Below are 15,707 nucleotides of genomic sequence, written 5' to 3'. Positions count from 1 at the left end.
CGGTCCGACTCCGAGGCGTGCTCCACGAACAACCGCCCCGCCAAGCCCTCCAGCGCCGACCGGATCTGGTACAACTGCTGCGCCTCGGCCACCCCCAGGCTCGTCACCACCGTGCCCTGGTTCGGGATCACCGTCACCAGGCCCTCGGCCGCCAGCTCCCGCAACGCCTCCCGCACACTCGATCGGGAGACACCGGTGAGCTCGATCAGCTCCCGCTCGATCAACCGCTGCCCCGGCACCAACCGACGATCGATGATCGCCTGCCGCAGGTTCTCCAACACCTGCGCACGGATCGGCGAGGGATTGCGCTCGATGCGCATGATCTCGGCCATCACGCCCCCACCCATGCCTGGGTGATCGAGCCGATGTCGTCGAGGTCGTCGATGCCCTCCAGCAACCCGAGCAGGTGGGTGGCCCGCTCCGGGCCGAGCACCTCCCCGACGATCCGCTCGAATTGCTCGGTGATCTCGCGACGCCCGAGCCGGTAGTCACGAGGTTCGTCGTCCAGATCCACCTCGTGGACACCGGATCCGGTCCGTACGACGAGGCGTCCGTTGCCCATCCCGGCCGACGCCACGGCCGTCGTGGCTCCGCACAGGCGGAGGACCTCCGGGTCGTTGCGCTCCACGGTCTCGCGCAGGGTGACCCGTCCGGTCGCCAGCATGGTCGCCACGCCAAACTGCGTGGAGGCCAGGGCGTTGCACCGGTAGGTGAACGGCGGCCCGTCGAGGCCCCCCGAGCGCCGCGCGAACTCGTTGACCGCCAGGTCGATGGAGACGATATCGTCGGCCGCGACACCCTCGTGCTCGCGCAAGTGCTTGGCCGCGTCGATGAACGGCATGTTGAACCAGTTGGCCGGGTAGGGCTTGTAGACGAGGTCCAGGATCGACCAGGTGGACGCCTGCTTCACCACGTCGGCCGCCACGTCGAAGGCCTTCAGCCGGTCCGGGTCCACGCCGAAGAACATCCGGAAGAAGCCACCCGGCCCCTCGAAGGCCGACGTGGCCGCCTCGGCACCAGCCGCGGCGAGCTGGACGGCGGTGTGGGCATGCACGCCCACGAAGCCCTTGAGGTAGTGGTACTCGCCGGTGCCCTTCACGATGGACTCGGAGAGGCCGGCCGAGAACATCGCGGCCAGCCCGAGCGTGTGCGTCGTTGTCGGCTCGTCGAGGCCGAGCAGCCGCGCCGCTCCCGCCGCCGCGCCCACGGTCCCCAGCACAGAAGGCGCCTGACAGATCTCGTAGCGGATCGTCGGCATGAGCTCCATGGCCCCCAGGCCCATGGTCACCTGCATCCCGATCAGGAGTGCGTCAACGACCTCCTGGCCCGAGCTGCCCAACTCCTCGGCCATGGCCAGCACGATGGGGACGGTCGTCTCCGCGGGGTGCGTGGCGGTCGCCGCGTGGGTCTCCTCCTGGCCAAGCGCATTGAGGATCACGCCGTTGGCGAAGGCGGCCATGCCGGGGGCCAGCCGGGCACCGTCGACGATGACCGAGGCCGGGCCGGGGGCGGCGTTGCTGTGGGCGTACTGGACCGCGTTCTGCGCCGTGTCGACCGTGAGACCCCCGATGCCCGTGCCGACCGAGTTGACGAGGGCCGTGACGACGGCCTCCCTCACCCGAGCCGGCACCTGCGACCGGTCGAAGCCCACGATCCACGCGGCCAAGGCCTCCTGGACGTTCGACGTTCGCGTGCTCACAGCGCCACCACCGACTCGATCTCGGTCCGGTCCTGCCGGAACACCTCGGCATCCTTGGTCCACATCGGGGAGCCGCTGACCAGGCCGACGATGGAGTCCGCGAGCGCCAGGGCGAAGTCGATGTTCTGCTCGGCCACGACCATGGCCATGCCGGTGGCCCGCTTGAGGTTGAGCACGACCTCGAGAACGTCTTGCCGCGCCACCGGCGACAGCCCTTCCGACGGCTCGTCGAGCAGCAGCACGCGCGGACGCATGGCCAGGCCCCGGGCGATGGCGACCAGCTGCTGCTGGCCGCCGCTGAGTTCACCGCGCTTGCGGTCCAGCCACGGCGCCACGGCCGGCACCAGATGGAGCACCCAGTCGACCCGCTCGGCGGCCGCCTTTCGCCCGACGACCTCCTCGGCGCACAGACGCAGGATGTGACCGATCTCCAGACGCGGGAAGAGCCGGCGGGAGTCGGGCACGAGCGTGACCCCGGCCCGCGCGACCTCGTAGGTCTTGGCGCGGGACAGGTCGACCGTGGCCGCGGCACTCTCGAGCACGACCGATCCGGTCGCCCGTCCACCGAAGCGCATGATCCCCTGCAAGGTGGAGGTCTTGCCGGCGCCGTTGCGACCCACCAGGGCCACGGCCTCGCCGTGCCGGACGGTGAAGGTCATGTCGCGAAGCGCCCGGACACCGCCGTAGGACACGTTCAGCCCACTCACGCGGAACTCGCACCTAGCATCCTTGCCCAGCTTCTCGTCCACCGCGGCCGCGGTGAAGCGTCTCCGTGGCATCACGGGCGAGCCTCCTGTCTCGTCGTCGCGTTCATGCGCCGGCGTGGTATCCCAGGTAGAGTGCCCTGACCTCACTGTCGGCGCGGACGTCGTCGGGCGTGCCATCGGCGATCACCCGGCCCTGGTGCATGACGATCGCGCGTTGGGCGACCCGGAAGACGACGTCCATGTTGTGCTCGATGAGGATGATGCTGAGGCTCGGTCGCAGCGCGACGATGGTCTCGATGACCTCGCACACGTTCTCGGCCTCGCGGCTCCCCATGCCCGCCGTAGGCTCGTCCAGGAGCAGGATCTGGGGCTCGGCGCACAGCGTGGCGGCCAGCTCGACGAGCTTGAGGTCGCCCTGCCCCAGCTGCGAGACGCGCTGGGTGAGCACCTTCCGCAGCCCGAGCAGGTCGATGACCTTGGCTTCGGCATCGGTCAGCTCGAACTCCGACTTGACCTCGCGCAGCCAGCGACCCACACCGCGCCTGCGGGCGATCCGCGCCAGCGCCAGGTGCTCGAGCACCGTCATGCCGGGAAAGACCTGCGCCACCTGGTAGGTGCGACCAAGGCCCATCCGGGCGCGCACGTGCGGTCGCCGGCGGGCCACCGAGCGCCCCTCGATCCGCAGGTCGCCGGTGACCGACGCCTTACGCCGCAGGTCGCCGCAGATCGCGGAGACCAGGCTGGTCTTGCCGGCGCCGTTGGGTCCGATGACGGCCAGCCGCTCGTTCCGGGCGAGGGAGAGGCTCACGCCGCTGACAGCCTGGAACCCGCTGCGGTAGCGCACGTCGAGGTCGCTGACCGCCAGAACCTCCTCACCCGCGGTCACGAGCCCTCCCCCACGGCCTCGGGGGCTCTCGGCTCGGACGACTCCCGTCGCCGGTCGACCCGGGCCCGGCGTGTCATCCGCCGGCCGAGACTCCGGCGGGCGGAGTCCAACCCGCCCATCAGCCCGTCGGGAGCCAGCAGCACGATGATCACGACGCCCACTCCCAGCACGAGGTCCCATCCCACCGATCCCAGCGTGGATCCCGCCAGCTGATTCTGCGCGAGCGCCAGGATCGTGAACCCGATGAGAGGCCCCCAGTAGCTGTTGACCCCGCCGATCATGGCGGCCACGATCGCCGCGCCCGCGAACTGGAGGCCGAGGTAGCCGGTCGAGAAGAACGACTGCTGCTGGGCCAGGAGCACACCCGCCACTCCGGCAACCGCACCGGAGACCCCGAACATCGTCACCTGGATCATCACGACGTTCAGGCCCAGTGCCTCGGCCCGCTGACTGTTGAGACGTGCCGCGCGACCCACCATGCCGAAGCCGCTCACGTAGACGACGGCGAGGACGAGCATCACGACCGTCGCAACGATCAGGGAGTAGATCGTGAACGGCCACTGCATGAGCAGGTCCTGGCCGAAGACCGATCCCCGCGGGATGCCGGCGATGCCATCGGGACCACCGAAATGGCTCGACTTGTTGCCGTACTCGAACAGGAACTGGCCGAAGGCCAGCGTCAACATCGCGAACCAGAGGCTGGTGCTCCGTCGCAGCACCAGCGCTGCGAAAACCCACGCGGCGAAGCCGCCGACCACGCCTCCGAGGACGACGACCGACAGGGGCGACAGCTCCTTCTCCCGCAGCAGCGCCGCCGTGAAGCCGCCCATGCTGAAGAAGGCACCCTGGCCGAACGTCACGAGCCCACACCAGCCGTAGGAGACGCCCATCGCGAGCGCGAAGAGCGCCCCGGGGATGATCAGCATGAGCACGGACCCCAGGCCGGTGTTGACCCCGACGTTGTCGATCCAGGCCACGTACAGGCCCGCCACCACGACGATCAGGACCATCCGCACCCACAGGCTCTCGCCGGGGTGTGCCCACCAACGCGAGGGCACCACCGGCCTACTCACTGTGTCTCGCTCCGAAGAACCCGCCCGGCTTGAGCAGGATGGCCAGGCCCATCACCGAGTAGAGGACGTAGGGCTGAAGGTCGGCGGCGTACAGGCTGAACATCGCCACCAGGATGCTGAGCAGGAGGCACACCACGAGGGCTCCCCAGATCGACCCCAGTCCCGCCACCACGATGACGACGAACACCTCGACGACGATGCCGGCCCCGAGCCCGGAGTCGAGCGTGACCAAAGGGGCGAACAGCGCCCCCCCGAGACCGGCCAGGGCCGAGCCGAGAGCGAAGGCGAGCATCCGGATCGACCCGCTCCTCACGCCCGACGCCTCGGCCATGTCGCTGTCGTCGGACACGGCCTTGACCCGGCGGCCGAAGCCGGTGGAGTTCAGCAGCCACGCGAGGAAGGCAGTGATGACGGCGGCGACGACGATCAGGATCAGGTCGTAGAGAGGGACCACGACTCCCGAGCCCAGCGTCACCGTCCGGTCGATGGACTTCGGTAGGGAGGACGACAGCGGGAGCGTCCCGAAGAGCAGCGGGACGGCTCCGGTGATGGCCAGCAGGAGCCCGAACGTCGCGAGCAGGACCGGGACCTCGTCTAGCTTGACCAGGCGGTGGACGAGGATCACGTCGAGCAGCACCCCGAAGACCGCCATGGCGAGCGTCGTGATCATCACCGAGAGCACGAAGGCCGGGATCGTCGGCTGGAACTGCCCGAAGAGGGCCGAGTGGAAGATGAAGGCGCCGAGCATGACCATCGCGCCCTGGGCGAAGTTGATGATCCGCATGACCCCGAAGACCAGCGTCAGCCCGGAGGCCGCCAAGAACAGCAGGGCTCCGGCGCTGAGGCCGGAGATGACTGCCACGATGAAGGAGGACATCGAGCCTTCCTGACTTGTGATTCTCGGACCGGGAGCCGGCGGCTGGGGCGGGTGCCAGAGACCCGCCCCAGCCGGAACGGCCTGACTCAACCCTTGAGCTGCTCGGAGTCCTCCTCCGGCTGCCAGAAGTTGATGTCGTCCTGGGCCGGCACGAGCACCGACTTCAGCACCTTCAGCCCTTGCGGGGCCGACGGGTCGCCCACGGACTTCCAGACGACGACCGGGGTGTTGTACTGGTTGAGGCCGTCGATGTTGTGGATCTCGCCCGCCGGTGACTTGACGGTGACCTTGCCGAGCGCGTCGATGAGGCCCTTGGCGTCGGTGTCCCCCTTGGTCTCCTCGAGAGCCGCGATCGCCACCTGGACGGCCGTGTATCCCTGGTAGGCGAATCCGCTCGGCGGGCCGTCGTACTCGTCCTCGTAGGCCTTGACGAAGGCGGCGTTCTCCGGGGTGTTGACGGCGCCGTAGTAGTAGGTGAAGCCGTTCCACATCTGCGGCGAGGTGCCCTTCAGGGACCACGCGGTGAGGTCGAAGGCGCCACTGGTCGCGACGGCGGCGTACTTGTCGGTGAGGCCGTAGGGCTCGGCCCCCTTGAGGAAGGTGGTCGTGGCCGCTCCGAACGTTGACAGGAACAGACCCTTGCTCGACGCGTCACCGGCACCGGCGGCCAGTTGCGAGACCTGCGTGCGCGTGTCGGTCGCCGTTGGGTCGACGAGCACCTGCTGGTCGAGGCTAACGTCACCGCCCTCCGCCTTGATGCCGTCGTACACGCTGTTCCAGATCTGGAACCCGGTCAGGTTGTTGGTGCAGTAGAGGTCCCAGGTGTTGACGTCGGGGAACTCCTGCTTCATCGCCCGGCCGATCGAGCTGCCGATGGAAAAGTTGGTGCCGAAGATGTGGAAGGCGTTGTCCCGCTTGAGCGTGCTGACGATCTCGTTCGGCGAGCAGCCGGCGTAGATGGTGGGCTTGCCCGTCTGCCCGATCGCGTCGGCGGCACCCGCGCACGCCGCGCTCAGCGACCCGCCCATCAGAATGTCGCTGTCCTGCAGTGCGCGGACCGCGTTGATGGTGCCCGAGACCGACCCGTCCTGGTCGTCGTGGGTCTTCAGCTCCAGGTCGCGCCCGTCGACGCCCCCGTCGGCGTTCGCCAGCTTGACTGCCAGCTGGGCCCCCTGCAGGGTCTGCTGTCCGAAGCCTGCGTTGACGCCGGACAGGCTGTGGAAGAAGCCGATCGTGATGGGACCATCATCGTCGGAACCACTACTGCCGTCACCGCCGCCGCACGCACCCAGGGCGCCCACTGCGGTAATCGAGGCGAGCGCGAGGACGGCCCGCTTCCTGAGCTTCATGTTCGGTTTGGCCACAACGACCTCCAGGTTTCTTTCCTTGCGTGGGTGGTGCCTGACCCGAGCGGCGCGACGGACGAGTCGGTCTACGTCCGGTCGCTTACGGCGAACAGCGGCAACAACGGCCCATCCGGCCAGCGGGCGATGCGGAGATGGACCCGCTCGCCGGCCTTCAAGGAATCCAGGTCAGGCTCCTCCGGGTCGTCGGAGCTCGCCTTGACCAAGTTGGTGATCAGCTGGGGGCCCTCGACGAGCCGCACCAGTGCCACGTTGTAGGGGAGCCGGTCGTGGAAGTTCGGTCCGTACTCCATGTGGTAGATGACCCAGCTCATGACCTCGGCCTCGCCACCGGCGGTCTGCCACTCGAAGCGGCCGCTGAGGCATCGCGGGCAGTGGTCGCGCGGCGGCAGCCAGCGGTTCTCGCATTCCTGGCAGGCCTGGAACCGGAGGCTGCCCTCCTCGATCGCGGCCCAGTACTCGTCGCGCGGGGAGCGCACTGCAGCGGCCTGCTCGCTCATCGGCCGAGCACCAGGGTCGAGTGGGTCTGCATGATGCCTCCCTGGTTGCTGACGACGGCGAGGGCGGCGTCCTTGACCTGGTTGACCGAGGTCCCCCGGACTTGGCGCACCGCCTCGATGATGAGCTGCATGCCGGGCATCCCGGTCTCGGAGAGCAGGCCGCCGCTGGTGTTCACCGGGAGCTCGCCTCCCGGGCCGATGTTGCCGCCCTCGACGAACTTGCCGCCGTGCCCGGGCGGGCAAAAGCCGTAGGACTCGAGGGTGATCAGCAAGCAGATGGTGAAGCAGTCGTAGAGCTGGGCGACGTCGATGTCCTTGGGCGACACACCAGCCATCGCGAACGCCGTCTGGGCCGATACCACGGCTTGGGTCGTGGTCAGGTCGGGACGGGTGCGCACCTCCCACCCCGTATGGCCCTGGCCGAAGCCGAGGACCGGGACGGGATCCGGGACGTTCAGCTGGCGCGCGCGCTCGGCCGACATGACGACGATCGCCGCACCACCGTCGGAGACCAGACAGCAGTCGTCGCGGTGGAGCGGGTCCACCACCATGCGCGAGGCCTGGTGGTCGGCGACCGTGATCGGGCGACGCAGCTGGGCGTTCGGGTTGTTTGCTCCGTGGGCCCGACAGGTGACCGCGATCTCCGCGAGCTGCTCGCTCGTGGTGCCGTAGCGCTCCATGTGCTGGCGCGCGACCATGGCGAACCCGCCGGGCGGACCGATCCAGCCGAACGCCGCGTCGTCGCCCTGGGCCTGTTGGTAGGCGCTGCGCACCCCTGACTTCGGGTTGTCGGCGAAGCTGATGAGTGCGACGTCGCACTGCCCGGACTCGATCGCCATCGCCGCGATGGCGACGTGTCCGATGTTGGAGGCCCCGGCCTGGTCCATCACGCCGGTGATCTTCGGCTGGAGGCCGAGCGCCTCGGACAGCTTGTGCCCGTACATGTGCTCGAACTTCGAGGTCGGGAACTTGACCAGGACGCAGTCGACGAGGTCCTTCTCGATGCCGGCGTCCTGGAGCGCGGCGCGGCAGGCCTCCACGTTCATCGAGATGGTGCTGCGTCCCGGCAACGCGCCGAAGGCGGTGTGTCCCACCCCGGCGATGACGATCGAGCCTCGAGCAACGCTGATGACGCCACCTCTTCCCTGAGACGATGTGTCGGACGCTCAGTTTGTCTGACCGCCATACAAACTGACTGACGGACACATTTAACCCACCTGCAACTTGGCCGTCAATAGGCCGACACGAACCCCGCTCTCACCGGGGCCGGAGGGCCTGCGTCAGGTCCTCGATCGGCAGCGGCCGCTGCGCCCCGAGTACGATGGCCAACCGGCGGGGCGCGTCGCGCGGCCAGGCGCCGGCGGCCAGCGCCTCGAGCTTGGCGAGCATCGCCTCGACCGTCGCGCGGTGACGCCCGCTCCAGTCCACCTCCGCGGCTCGTGTGCTCCCGTCCCGCGAGGTCACCTCGATCAGCGAGAGCACGCGGCCGCTCTCCCCCTGCACTTCGACCCGTCCGGACAGTTCGGCGACCACCGGATCGGCGTACCGGTCGACGACGGTGGAGAGCGCGTCCATGGGAAGGCCGGCGAGTGCGGCGGCGACGCAGAACTGGATGCTCTCCTGCGCCTGGTACATCGAGGCGTAGGGGCCGGCCTTGTCGGCCGGCGGGAAGTTCTTCACCCAGTCCGGTACCACCACCCGCACCCGGACCACGTCTTCGACCCGCACTCCTTGCTCGACGAGGGCAAGGGCACTGTCGACGGCGGTGATCTTCCCACCGCTGATCGGGTAGGGCTTCGCGGCGACACCGAGGACCAGCCAGCCCGTCGGCCGGGTCAGCGGTACCTCGCCCGTCACGTCCGCGACCGCGCGCAGGAAACCGAGGTCGCCCTCGAACGCCGTCGGTGCCGCGTCCACACCCGATGCGGCGAGCAGGGCGCTCACGAGGCCTGCCTGGCTGGCGTACCCCGCCTGCAGGTAGGGCTCCTCGGTCCCCCCGATGAACCCCTCCATGTGCCCGGCACCGGCCGTGCTCGCCAGGGCCAGCGCCGTGGCGACCTGGTCGGCGTCCAACCGCAGGGCCCGAGCCGCAGCGGCAGCTGCCCCGACGGCACCCAGGATCGACGTCGTGCGCAGACCGCGGCGCATGATCCCCTCCGCGGCCAGGGTCCCCAGCCACAGGTGCACCTCGTAACCGGTGAGCACCGCCGCGAGCAGGTCGTGCGAGGTCGCCGCCCGGGCGGTGACGGACTCCGCCGCCTCGACGGCGGCGAGGGCCGCGGGCACCACCACGGCGCCCGGATGGTCACCACTGCTCAGGTTGACGTCCTCGTAGAGCAGGGCATGGACGGCGACGGCATTCACGAATGCGGCCGCGGCCGGGCCGCTCGGGCGATCCTCGACCAGCACGGTGCACTGACCCAGCCCGGGCGCGGCCCACGCCATGGCCTCGACGGCCCGCCGGGTGACCGGTGTCGAACGCCCGGCAAGAGCGGTGCTCACCGCGTCGAGGACTCGGCCCCGGACGCAGTCCCGGACCTCGCGGGGTACGTCGTCCCACACCAGTCCGCGGACGAACCCGGCCATCTCGTGGGCGAGGGTGCGCGTCATATGGTCCCGGCGTCCCGCAGCCGCCGGACCTCCTCCTCGCCAATTCCGAGCCACTCGGAGTACACGAGGTCGTTGTCCTCGCCCAGCCCGGCCCCGGTCCGCCACACCTGGCCGGGGTGCTGGGCGAGCCGAGGGATCACGCCCTGCATGCGGACTGGCCCGAGATCGGGATCCTCGACGGTGATGACGTCACCGAGCTCGGCGTAGGTGGGGTCCTCGAGGATGTCGACGACCGAGAAGACGCGGGAGGCGGTCACGCCGGCCCGCGTCGTGGCGGCGAGGATGTCGTCGGCAGTGTGCCCTGCGACCCAGGCGCGCAGGAGGTCGTCGAGCCGGTCGCGGCGCTTGAGCTGCATCGTCACCGTCGCGTAGTCCTCCACGGGCTCGCCGAGGAGCTCGGCCACGTTCCGGACCGCGCGCGCGGTCCCGGTCGTGACGGTGATCCAATGCCCGTCGGACGACTGGTAGGTGTTGATCACGGCGGCGGGACCAATAGCCAGCTGGTTGCCGGCCCGTCCCGGCAGCAGCCCCAGCTGGTCGTAGACGATGACTTGCCACTCGATGAGCCGGTAGAGCGGCTCGAACAGGGCCAGGTCAATCCACTCCCCGTCGAAGTCCGGATCGACCGACCGGCGGTACAGCGCGGCCTGCACCGCGAACGCTCCGGCCAGACCGGTGACGGAGTCGGCGTGCGAGAAGCCGGTGTGGACCGGCGGGCCGTCGGGGAAGCCCGTCAGGTACACCACGCCGCTCATGGCCTCCCCGACCTTGCCGAAGCCGGGCCGGTCTCGCTGTGACCCGGCGGCGCCGAAGCCGGTGATCTGCAGCATGACGAGCCGAGGGTTCACCGCGTGCAGGCCCGGCCAGTCCAGACCCCAGCGCTCCAAGGTCGAGGCCCTGAAGTTTGTGATGACGACGTCGGCCCACTCGGCCAGCCGCCGGGCCAGCGCCTGCCCCTCCTCCGATCGCAGGTCGAGGGTGACGCAACGCTTGTTGCGGGCCGACACCTTCCACCACAAGGGCACCGAGTCCTTCTTCACCCCCGAGTCGCGGTGCGGATCCCCGTGGACCGGGTCCTCGACGTGGACCACGTCGGCACCGAGATCGGCCAGGAAGCTGCCGGCGACCGTGCCCGCGATCACCTGGGTGATCTCGAGGACCTTGAGACCGGACAGGGCGGCGGTGCCGTTCATGCGGAACCTTCCGGGACGAGGGGCGAGGACGTCGACAGGACGGGCGCGACCGACGACCGGAGGTCGGCCAGCAGCGCGAGCTGGTCGGGTTCGTTGCTGATCGGGGTGAAGACGAAGCCATCGACGTGACCTATGTCGGCGCTCAGGCCCGCGAGCCTCTCGGCGACCTCGTCCGCGGAGCCGATGACGTAGGTCCGCACGGCGTCGTCCCAGTCGCCGGTGAAGTACGCCGAGAGCGCCCGGCGGCAGCGGTCGCGGGAACCGGCATCGGTGAGGACGTAGACCCACTCGGACTGGATCACCTTGACCGCCGACAGATCGCGTCCGGCCTCGTCGGCTCCCGCGCCGACCAGTGCCCAGGCGGCCGCGGCGTCCCGCGACGACAGGTGTCTACGCGCCGAGGCGGAGTAGGTCATCGGGACCCAGGCGTCGGCCAGGCGCCCGACGCGGCGCAGGGCCCTGGCGATGGCTGGGGAGATGCCCGACGAGAAGTCCAACGAGTGGCTGGGGGCGAACGACGCCATCCAGATGGGCGGTCCTCCGGGCATCGGTGATGCGGGAGCGATCTGCACGTCGTCCAGGCGCCAGCGCCCACGATGGGTCACGACGTCCCCGCACCACAGGCTTCGCAGCAGCGGGATGGCCTCCTCGAACAGGCGACCGCGCTCGCGCATCGCGATGCCGAGCGCCGCGAACTCCGCCTCGCTCCAGCCGAGGCCCGCCCCGAAGATGAGCCGTCCGCCGCTCATGACGTCCAGGGAAGCGAACGACTTCGCCACCTGGATCGGATGCCGGAAGGGGACGTTGTAGATCAGGGTCCCGAGCCCGAGACGGGTCGTGCGAGCAGCGATAGCCGAGAGAGTCACCAGGGGGTCCAGCCCCGATCCGTTGTAGACGACCTGGGAGCGCGATCGCGCCTGGGCGAGCAGTCGGTCACCGATGAAGACGGCGTCGAAGCCCAACGCCTCGGCCCGCTCGGCCCAGGCCAGCAGGGCGCGGACATCGGTCTCGACCTCGGCCCGCGTCAACATGGGTGGCCGCACCGAGAACCGGGGCGTCGGCCGCGCGGCTGCACCGGCCGGAGCCGGTGCGGCCGCGGGACGGGTCACTTGAACGAGCCGCCGATCAGCTCGCGCGCCATGATCAGCCGCTGCACCTCGCTGGGGCCCTCGCCGATGCGCCGGATGCGCAGCTCGCGGTACCACCGCTCGAACGGGAAGTCCTTGGTGACGCCGGCGCCGCCGTGGATCTGGATCGCACGGTCCACGACACGACCGGCCGCCTCGGTCGCGGCGAGCTTGGCCATGGCCGCCTCCATGCGGAACGGCTCACCCCGGTCGGCCTTCTGTGCCGCGTCCAGCACCACCCAGCGGGCCTGGCGGATGTCCATCTCGTTGTCGACGATCATCCACTGGATCGCCTGCTTCGAGGCCAGCGGTGCGCCGAAGACGTGGCGGTCCTTGATCCACTGGATGCACATCTCCTGGGCCCGAATCGCGGGGCCGAGCGAGAGCGCGGCGTACGGGAGGCGCTCCCGCAGCAGAGAGCCCGAGGCGAGGCTGAAGCCCTTGCCCACCTCACCCAGCACGTTGGCCGCTGGTACGCGCAGGTTCTCGTACTGCAGCTCGGTCGCGTAGTGGCTGCTGCGCATGGTGTGGACGACCCGGCGCACGTGGAAGCCTGGCCAGCCCGACTCGATGATGAAGCAGGTGATGTTGTCACGGCTCTTCTCCGACCCGGTGCGCGCGAACGTGATGCCGAAGTCGGCCTTGTCGGCACCGCTGATGTAGAGCTTGGAGCCGTTGAGCACCCACTCGTCGCCATCCTGCACCGCCCGGGTTTCGATCGCGCGGGCGGGGTCGCTGCCGCCCGACGGCTCGGTGAGCGCGAAGAAGCTGGTCAACTCACCACGGAGCAAGGGTTCGAGGTACTTCTTCTTCTGCTCCTCGCTGCCGGAGAAGAGGTGCAGGAGACCCACGCCCCCGAACGTGCCGTAGCACGGCGCGTAGAGACCGGCCCGATGCTGGGACATCTCGAACGCCATCGCCGCCCGGGTCACCAGGTCCAGACCCGGCCCGCCGAACTCCTCCGGCACGTCCAGGGCGTACAGGCCCATCGCCCTGACCTTGTCGCTGAGGCGTTTGAAGTCCTCGTGAGGCAACTCGTCGGCATCGGGGTCGAGGCCCATCTCGAGCGGCACGACCTCCTCGCGGACGAATCGCCGCACGTTGTCGACGACGGCCTGCTGCTCTTCGTCGAGCTTGAAGTCCATGGGGTGTCTCTCCTGATCTCTAGACGGTGCGCGACGAGGGCCGGGCGGCGCCGTCGTTTCCGGGGTGGGGACTGATGCGCCCGAGCTGGGCCGCCTGCTCCTCCGAGCAGCCCTCGGGCAGGTGTCCGTGGTCGTGGAGCGCCAGCATGAGCAGCTCCTGATGCCGGCTCCAGTAGCCGAGGTTGACTTCGAAGCGGAAGTACCTCCCCCGGTCACCCCATCTCTCCAGCGCCTGCGTCAACTCGCCGCGCAGGCCGAAACGGGTCCCCCCGCCGGCCCGCCCGATGTCGAGGAGCTGTCGGTCGGCGTCGGCGATCTGGTAGACGCCCATGTGGCCCGGCGCGTCGGCCACCTGCTCCGGCGTGAACGGGAGCCACTCCTTGTCCATGCGGATGCTCATCGCTCCATCACTCCTTCATCGCTCTTGGTCATCGCTCTTGGTCATCGCCCTTGGTCATCGCCCTTGGTCATCGTCCGTGGAACTCCGGTGGCCGCTTCTCGCTGAAGGCGGCCGGGCCCTCCTGCGCGTCGTCGCTGAAGAAGAGCAGCTGCGAGAACATCTCCTCGAGCCGGAAGCCGCCGTTCCAGCTCATCTCACGGGCGCGCAGAGCCGCCTCCTTGGTCGCCTGGATGGCGAGCGGGGCGCCGGCGGCCAGCTGGCGGGCGTAGGAAATCGCCCGGTCGAGCAGCTGGTCGCGCTCGACGACGTCGTTGATCAGACCCCACCGCTGGGCCTCCTCGGCGCTGATCGCCTCCCCCGTGAGCAGCAGCTTCATGGCCACTGCATACGGGATCTGGCTCAGCAGCCGCTGCGTCGCACCGTTGCCGGCGAGCAGCCCGCGCTTGACCTCCGACAGCCCGAACGTCGCCTCCGGCACCGCCACCCGGATGTCGGTCGCCAGGAGCAGCGTCATGCCACCTCCCAGGCAATAACCGTTGACCGCGGCGATCACCGGCTTCCAGATCTCCAGGCCCCGGTTCAGCAGCAGGCCCTGCTGGGTCTTGAACAGCTGGCTCAGGTCTCGTCGGTCACGGAACTGGCTCTTCAGGTCGGCGCCCACCGAGAACGAGCGGTCGCCGGCCCCGGTGATCACCGCGGTCCGGATGTCGTCGTCGTCGCGGACCCGGCACCAGGCCTGGGTCAGCGCCTCGTAGGCCGGCTGGTCCATCGCGTTCAGGCGCTCCGGCCGGTTGATGGTGATGACGGCGACGCCTGCGTCGACTTCGAGGTCGATGGCCATGCTCTCGCTCCTTCTCGTCCAGCGGTGGAATCAGCGGGGTCCGGGCGCGAGGCTCCGGCCGCGGGTCACTTCACGACTCCTCGCCGTCGCAGGTCCGCGATCTCGTCGTCGGTCAACCCGAGGTCCCCCGAGAGGACAAGTCCGGTGTGCTCGCCGATGTACGGCGCACGCGTGATGGCGCGTCGCTCGCTCGCGCTCAGCCTGATGGGGCTCCCGAACGCCCGCGCGTCGTGCAGCGTCGGATGGGGAACGTGCTCCAGCATCCCGCCGTCGCGGCGGAACCACTGGCTCTCGAGCAGGTCCGAGACGTGCAGCAGCGGCGCACTGGGGATGCGGGAGGCGTCGAGGATCTCGAGGATCTCCTCGACCGTCCGCACCTTCGTCCACGACTCCACGACCGCATCGATCTCGTCCATGCGCGCGGCCCGCCGCGGCATCGTCGCGAACTCCTCACCGCCGAACCGGTCGCGCTCGCCCATGACGTCGAGCAGCTTGTGCCAGTGCGGCTCGCTCACGCAGAAGATCGCCACCCAGCCGTCGGAGGTGGGATAGACGTTGTACGGCGCCACCGCCAGGCCGTTCTGCCGGTTGCCGGTGCGCTCCGGGAGCGTGCCGCCGGTCTCGAGGTAGCCCGCGATGTTGGACGCCAGCGCCGGGATGACCGCGTCCTGCATGGAAACCTTGACGTGTTGCCCCTCGCCCGTCCGCGACCGCTGGTGCAGGGCCCCGAGGACGCCGACCGCGAGGGTGACGCCGCCCATGATGTCGGCGATCTGGGCGCCTGCCTTCACCGGTGGCATGTCCGGGAAGCCAGTAACAGACATGACAGCGGTCATCGCCTGCACGGTCAGGTCCATGGCCAGCCGGCCGGCCCATGGCCCCTCCGGATCGAAGCCCTTCCCGGAACCGACGATGATGCGGGGGTTCACGGCGGCCAGCGCGTCGTAGCCGATGCCGAGGCGCTCCATCGTGCCCTCGGCGTAGTTCTCGATCACCACGTCGGCCTCGGCCACCAGGCGCATGAAGATGTCGTGCCCGTCGGGGTCCTTGAGGTCGAGCGCGAGCCCCTCGCGGTGGGAGTTCATCAGGACGAACGCAGGGATCTCCTCCCCCGGCAGGCGTTGCCGCATGCTCTCGCCGTCGGGCGGTTCGATCTTGATCACCCGCGCTCCCATGTGCGCCAGCAGCAGGGAACAGTAGGGGCCGTTATAGATCTGGCCGAGGTCCAGGACCACGAGGTCGTCGAGGGCCATGCTCACGTGACTCTCTCCAGTCCTTGCGTCTC

Annotated in this window: 16 protein-coding genes; all 16 read right to left on the bottom strand. The window is 69.4% G+C overall.

Annotated features, from left to right (window positions below):
* Nucleotides 1–320 (bottom strand): GntR family transcriptional regulator (locus ISU10_RS18605; protein WP_228501307.1); only part of this gene is annotated, 320 nt, incomplete at its 3' end.
* A gap of 11 nt (nt 321–331) precedes the next feature.
* Nucleotides 332–1,699, bottom strand: coding sequence for an MmgE/PrpD family protein (locus ISU10_RS18600; protein ID WP_194697926.1), 1,368 nt, complete (start codon nt 1,697–1,699; stop codon nt 332–334).
* Entirely contained in the window at nt 1,696–2,478 is a 783-nt protein-coding gene (locus ISU10_RS18595; protein WP_194697925.1) for an ABC transporter ATP-binding protein, read from the bottom strand. Before ISU10_RS18595 ends, ISU10_RS18600 begins: the two co-directional genes overlap by 4 nt.
* A 31-nt stretch (nt 2,479–2,509) precedes the next feature.
* On the bottom strand, nt 2,510–3,292 hold the full coding sequence (locus ISU10_RS18590; RefSeq protein WP_194697924.1) for an ABC transporter ATP-binding protein: 783 nt from the start codon (nt 3,290–3,292) through the stop codon (nt 2,510–2,512).
* Nucleotides 3,289–4,365: a branched-chain amino acid ABC transporter permease gene (locus tag ISU10_RS18585; protein WP_194697923.1), complete on the bottom strand. Its 1,077-nt coding sequence runs from the start codon at nt 4,363–4,365 to the stop codon at nt 3,289–3,291. Before ISU10_RS18585 ends, ISU10_RS18590 begins: the two co-directional genes overlap by 4 nt.
* On the bottom strand, nt 4,358–5,242 hold the full coding sequence (locus ISU10_RS18580) for a branched-chain amino acid ABC transporter permease (protein WP_194697922.1): 885 nt from the start codon (nt 5,240–5,242) through the stop codon (nt 4,358–4,360). The genes ISU10_RS18585 and ISU10_RS18580 overlap by 8 nt, the downstream gene beginning before the upstream one ends.
* Nucleotides 5,243–5,328: 86 nt before the next feature.
* Nucleotides 5,329–6,591, bottom strand: a complete 1,263-nt coding sequence (locus ISU10_RS18575) for an ABC transporter substrate-binding protein (protein WP_194697921.1) — start codon at nt 6,589–6,591, stop codon at nt 5,329–5,331.
* A gap of 83 nt (nt 6,592–6,674) precedes the next feature.
* Nucleotides 6,675–7,106: a Zn-ribbon domain-containing OB-fold protein gene (locus ISU10_RS18570; protein ID WP_194697920.1), complete on the bottom strand. Its 432-nt coding sequence runs from the start codon at nt 7,104–7,106 to the stop codon at nt 6,675–6,677.
* On the bottom strand, nt 7,103–8,200 hold the full coding sequence (locus tag ISU10_RS18565; RefSeq protein ID WP_228501306.1) for a thiolase family protein: 1,098 nt from the start codon (nt 8,198–8,200) through the stop codon (nt 7,103–7,105). Before ISU10_RS18565 ends, ISU10_RS18570 begins: the two co-directional genes overlap by 4 nt.
* A 163-nt stretch (nt 8,201–8,363) precedes the next feature.
* Complete coding sequence (locus tag ISU10_RS18560; RefSeq protein WP_194697919.1) at nt 8,364–9,716, bottom strand: MmgE/PrpD family protein; 1,353 nt, start codon at nt 9,714–9,716, stop codon at nt 8,364–8,366.
* A complete protein-coding gene (locus tag ISU10_RS18555) occupies nt 9,713–10,909 on the bottom strand; it encodes a CaiB/BaiF CoA transferase family protein (RefSeq protein WP_194697918.1) in 1,197 nt (398 codons plus the stop codon). Before ISU10_RS18555 ends, ISU10_RS18560 begins: the two co-directional genes overlap by 4 nt.
* On the bottom strand, nt 10,906–12,018 hold the full coding sequence (locus ISU10_RS18550) for a TIGR03619 family F420-dependent LLM class oxidoreductase (RefSeq protein WP_194697917.1): 1,113 nt from the start codon (nt 12,016–12,018) through the stop codon (nt 10,906–10,908). The genes ISU10_RS18555 and ISU10_RS18550 overlap by 4 nt, the downstream gene beginning before the upstream one ends.
* Entirely contained in the window at nt 12,015–13,181 is a 1,167-nt protein-coding gene (locus ISU10_RS18545; RefSeq protein WP_194697916.1) for an acyl-CoA dehydrogenase family protein, read from the bottom strand. The genes ISU10_RS18550 and ISU10_RS18545 overlap by 4 nt, the downstream gene beginning before the upstream one ends.
* Before the next feature lie 19 nt (nt 13,182–13,200).
* Entirely contained in the window at nt 13,201–13,581 is a 381-nt protein-coding gene (locus ISU10_RS18540; RefSeq protein WP_194697915.1) for a DUF7508 domain-containing protein, read from the bottom strand.
* 67 nt (nt 13,582–13,648) lie between these two features.
* The gene (locus ISU10_RS18535) at nt 13,649–14,422 is read right to left on the bottom strand and encodes an enoyl-CoA hydratase/isomerase family protein (protein WP_194697914.1); all 774 of its coding nucleotides are present in this window, start codon (nt 14,420–14,422) and stop codon (nt 13,649–13,651) included.
* Between the two features lie 65 nt (nt 14,423–14,487).
* Complete coding sequence (locus ISU10_RS18530; RefSeq protein ID WP_228501318.1) at nt 14,488–15,675, bottom strand: CaiB/BaiF CoA transferase family protein; 1,188 nt, start codon at nt 15,673–15,675, stop codon at nt 14,488–14,490.
* Nucleotides 15,676–15,707: the final 32 nt, after the last annotated feature.

It is taken from the genome of Nocardioides agariphilus, from assembly GCF_015352445.1.
GTDB classification, from domain to species: Bacteria; Actinomycetota; Actinomycetes; order Propionibacteriales; family Nocardioidaceae; genus Nocardioides; species Nocardioides agariphilus.
Note: the sequence above shows the minus strand (reverse complement) of the source record. Positions and strands in the feature narration are given on the sequence as shown.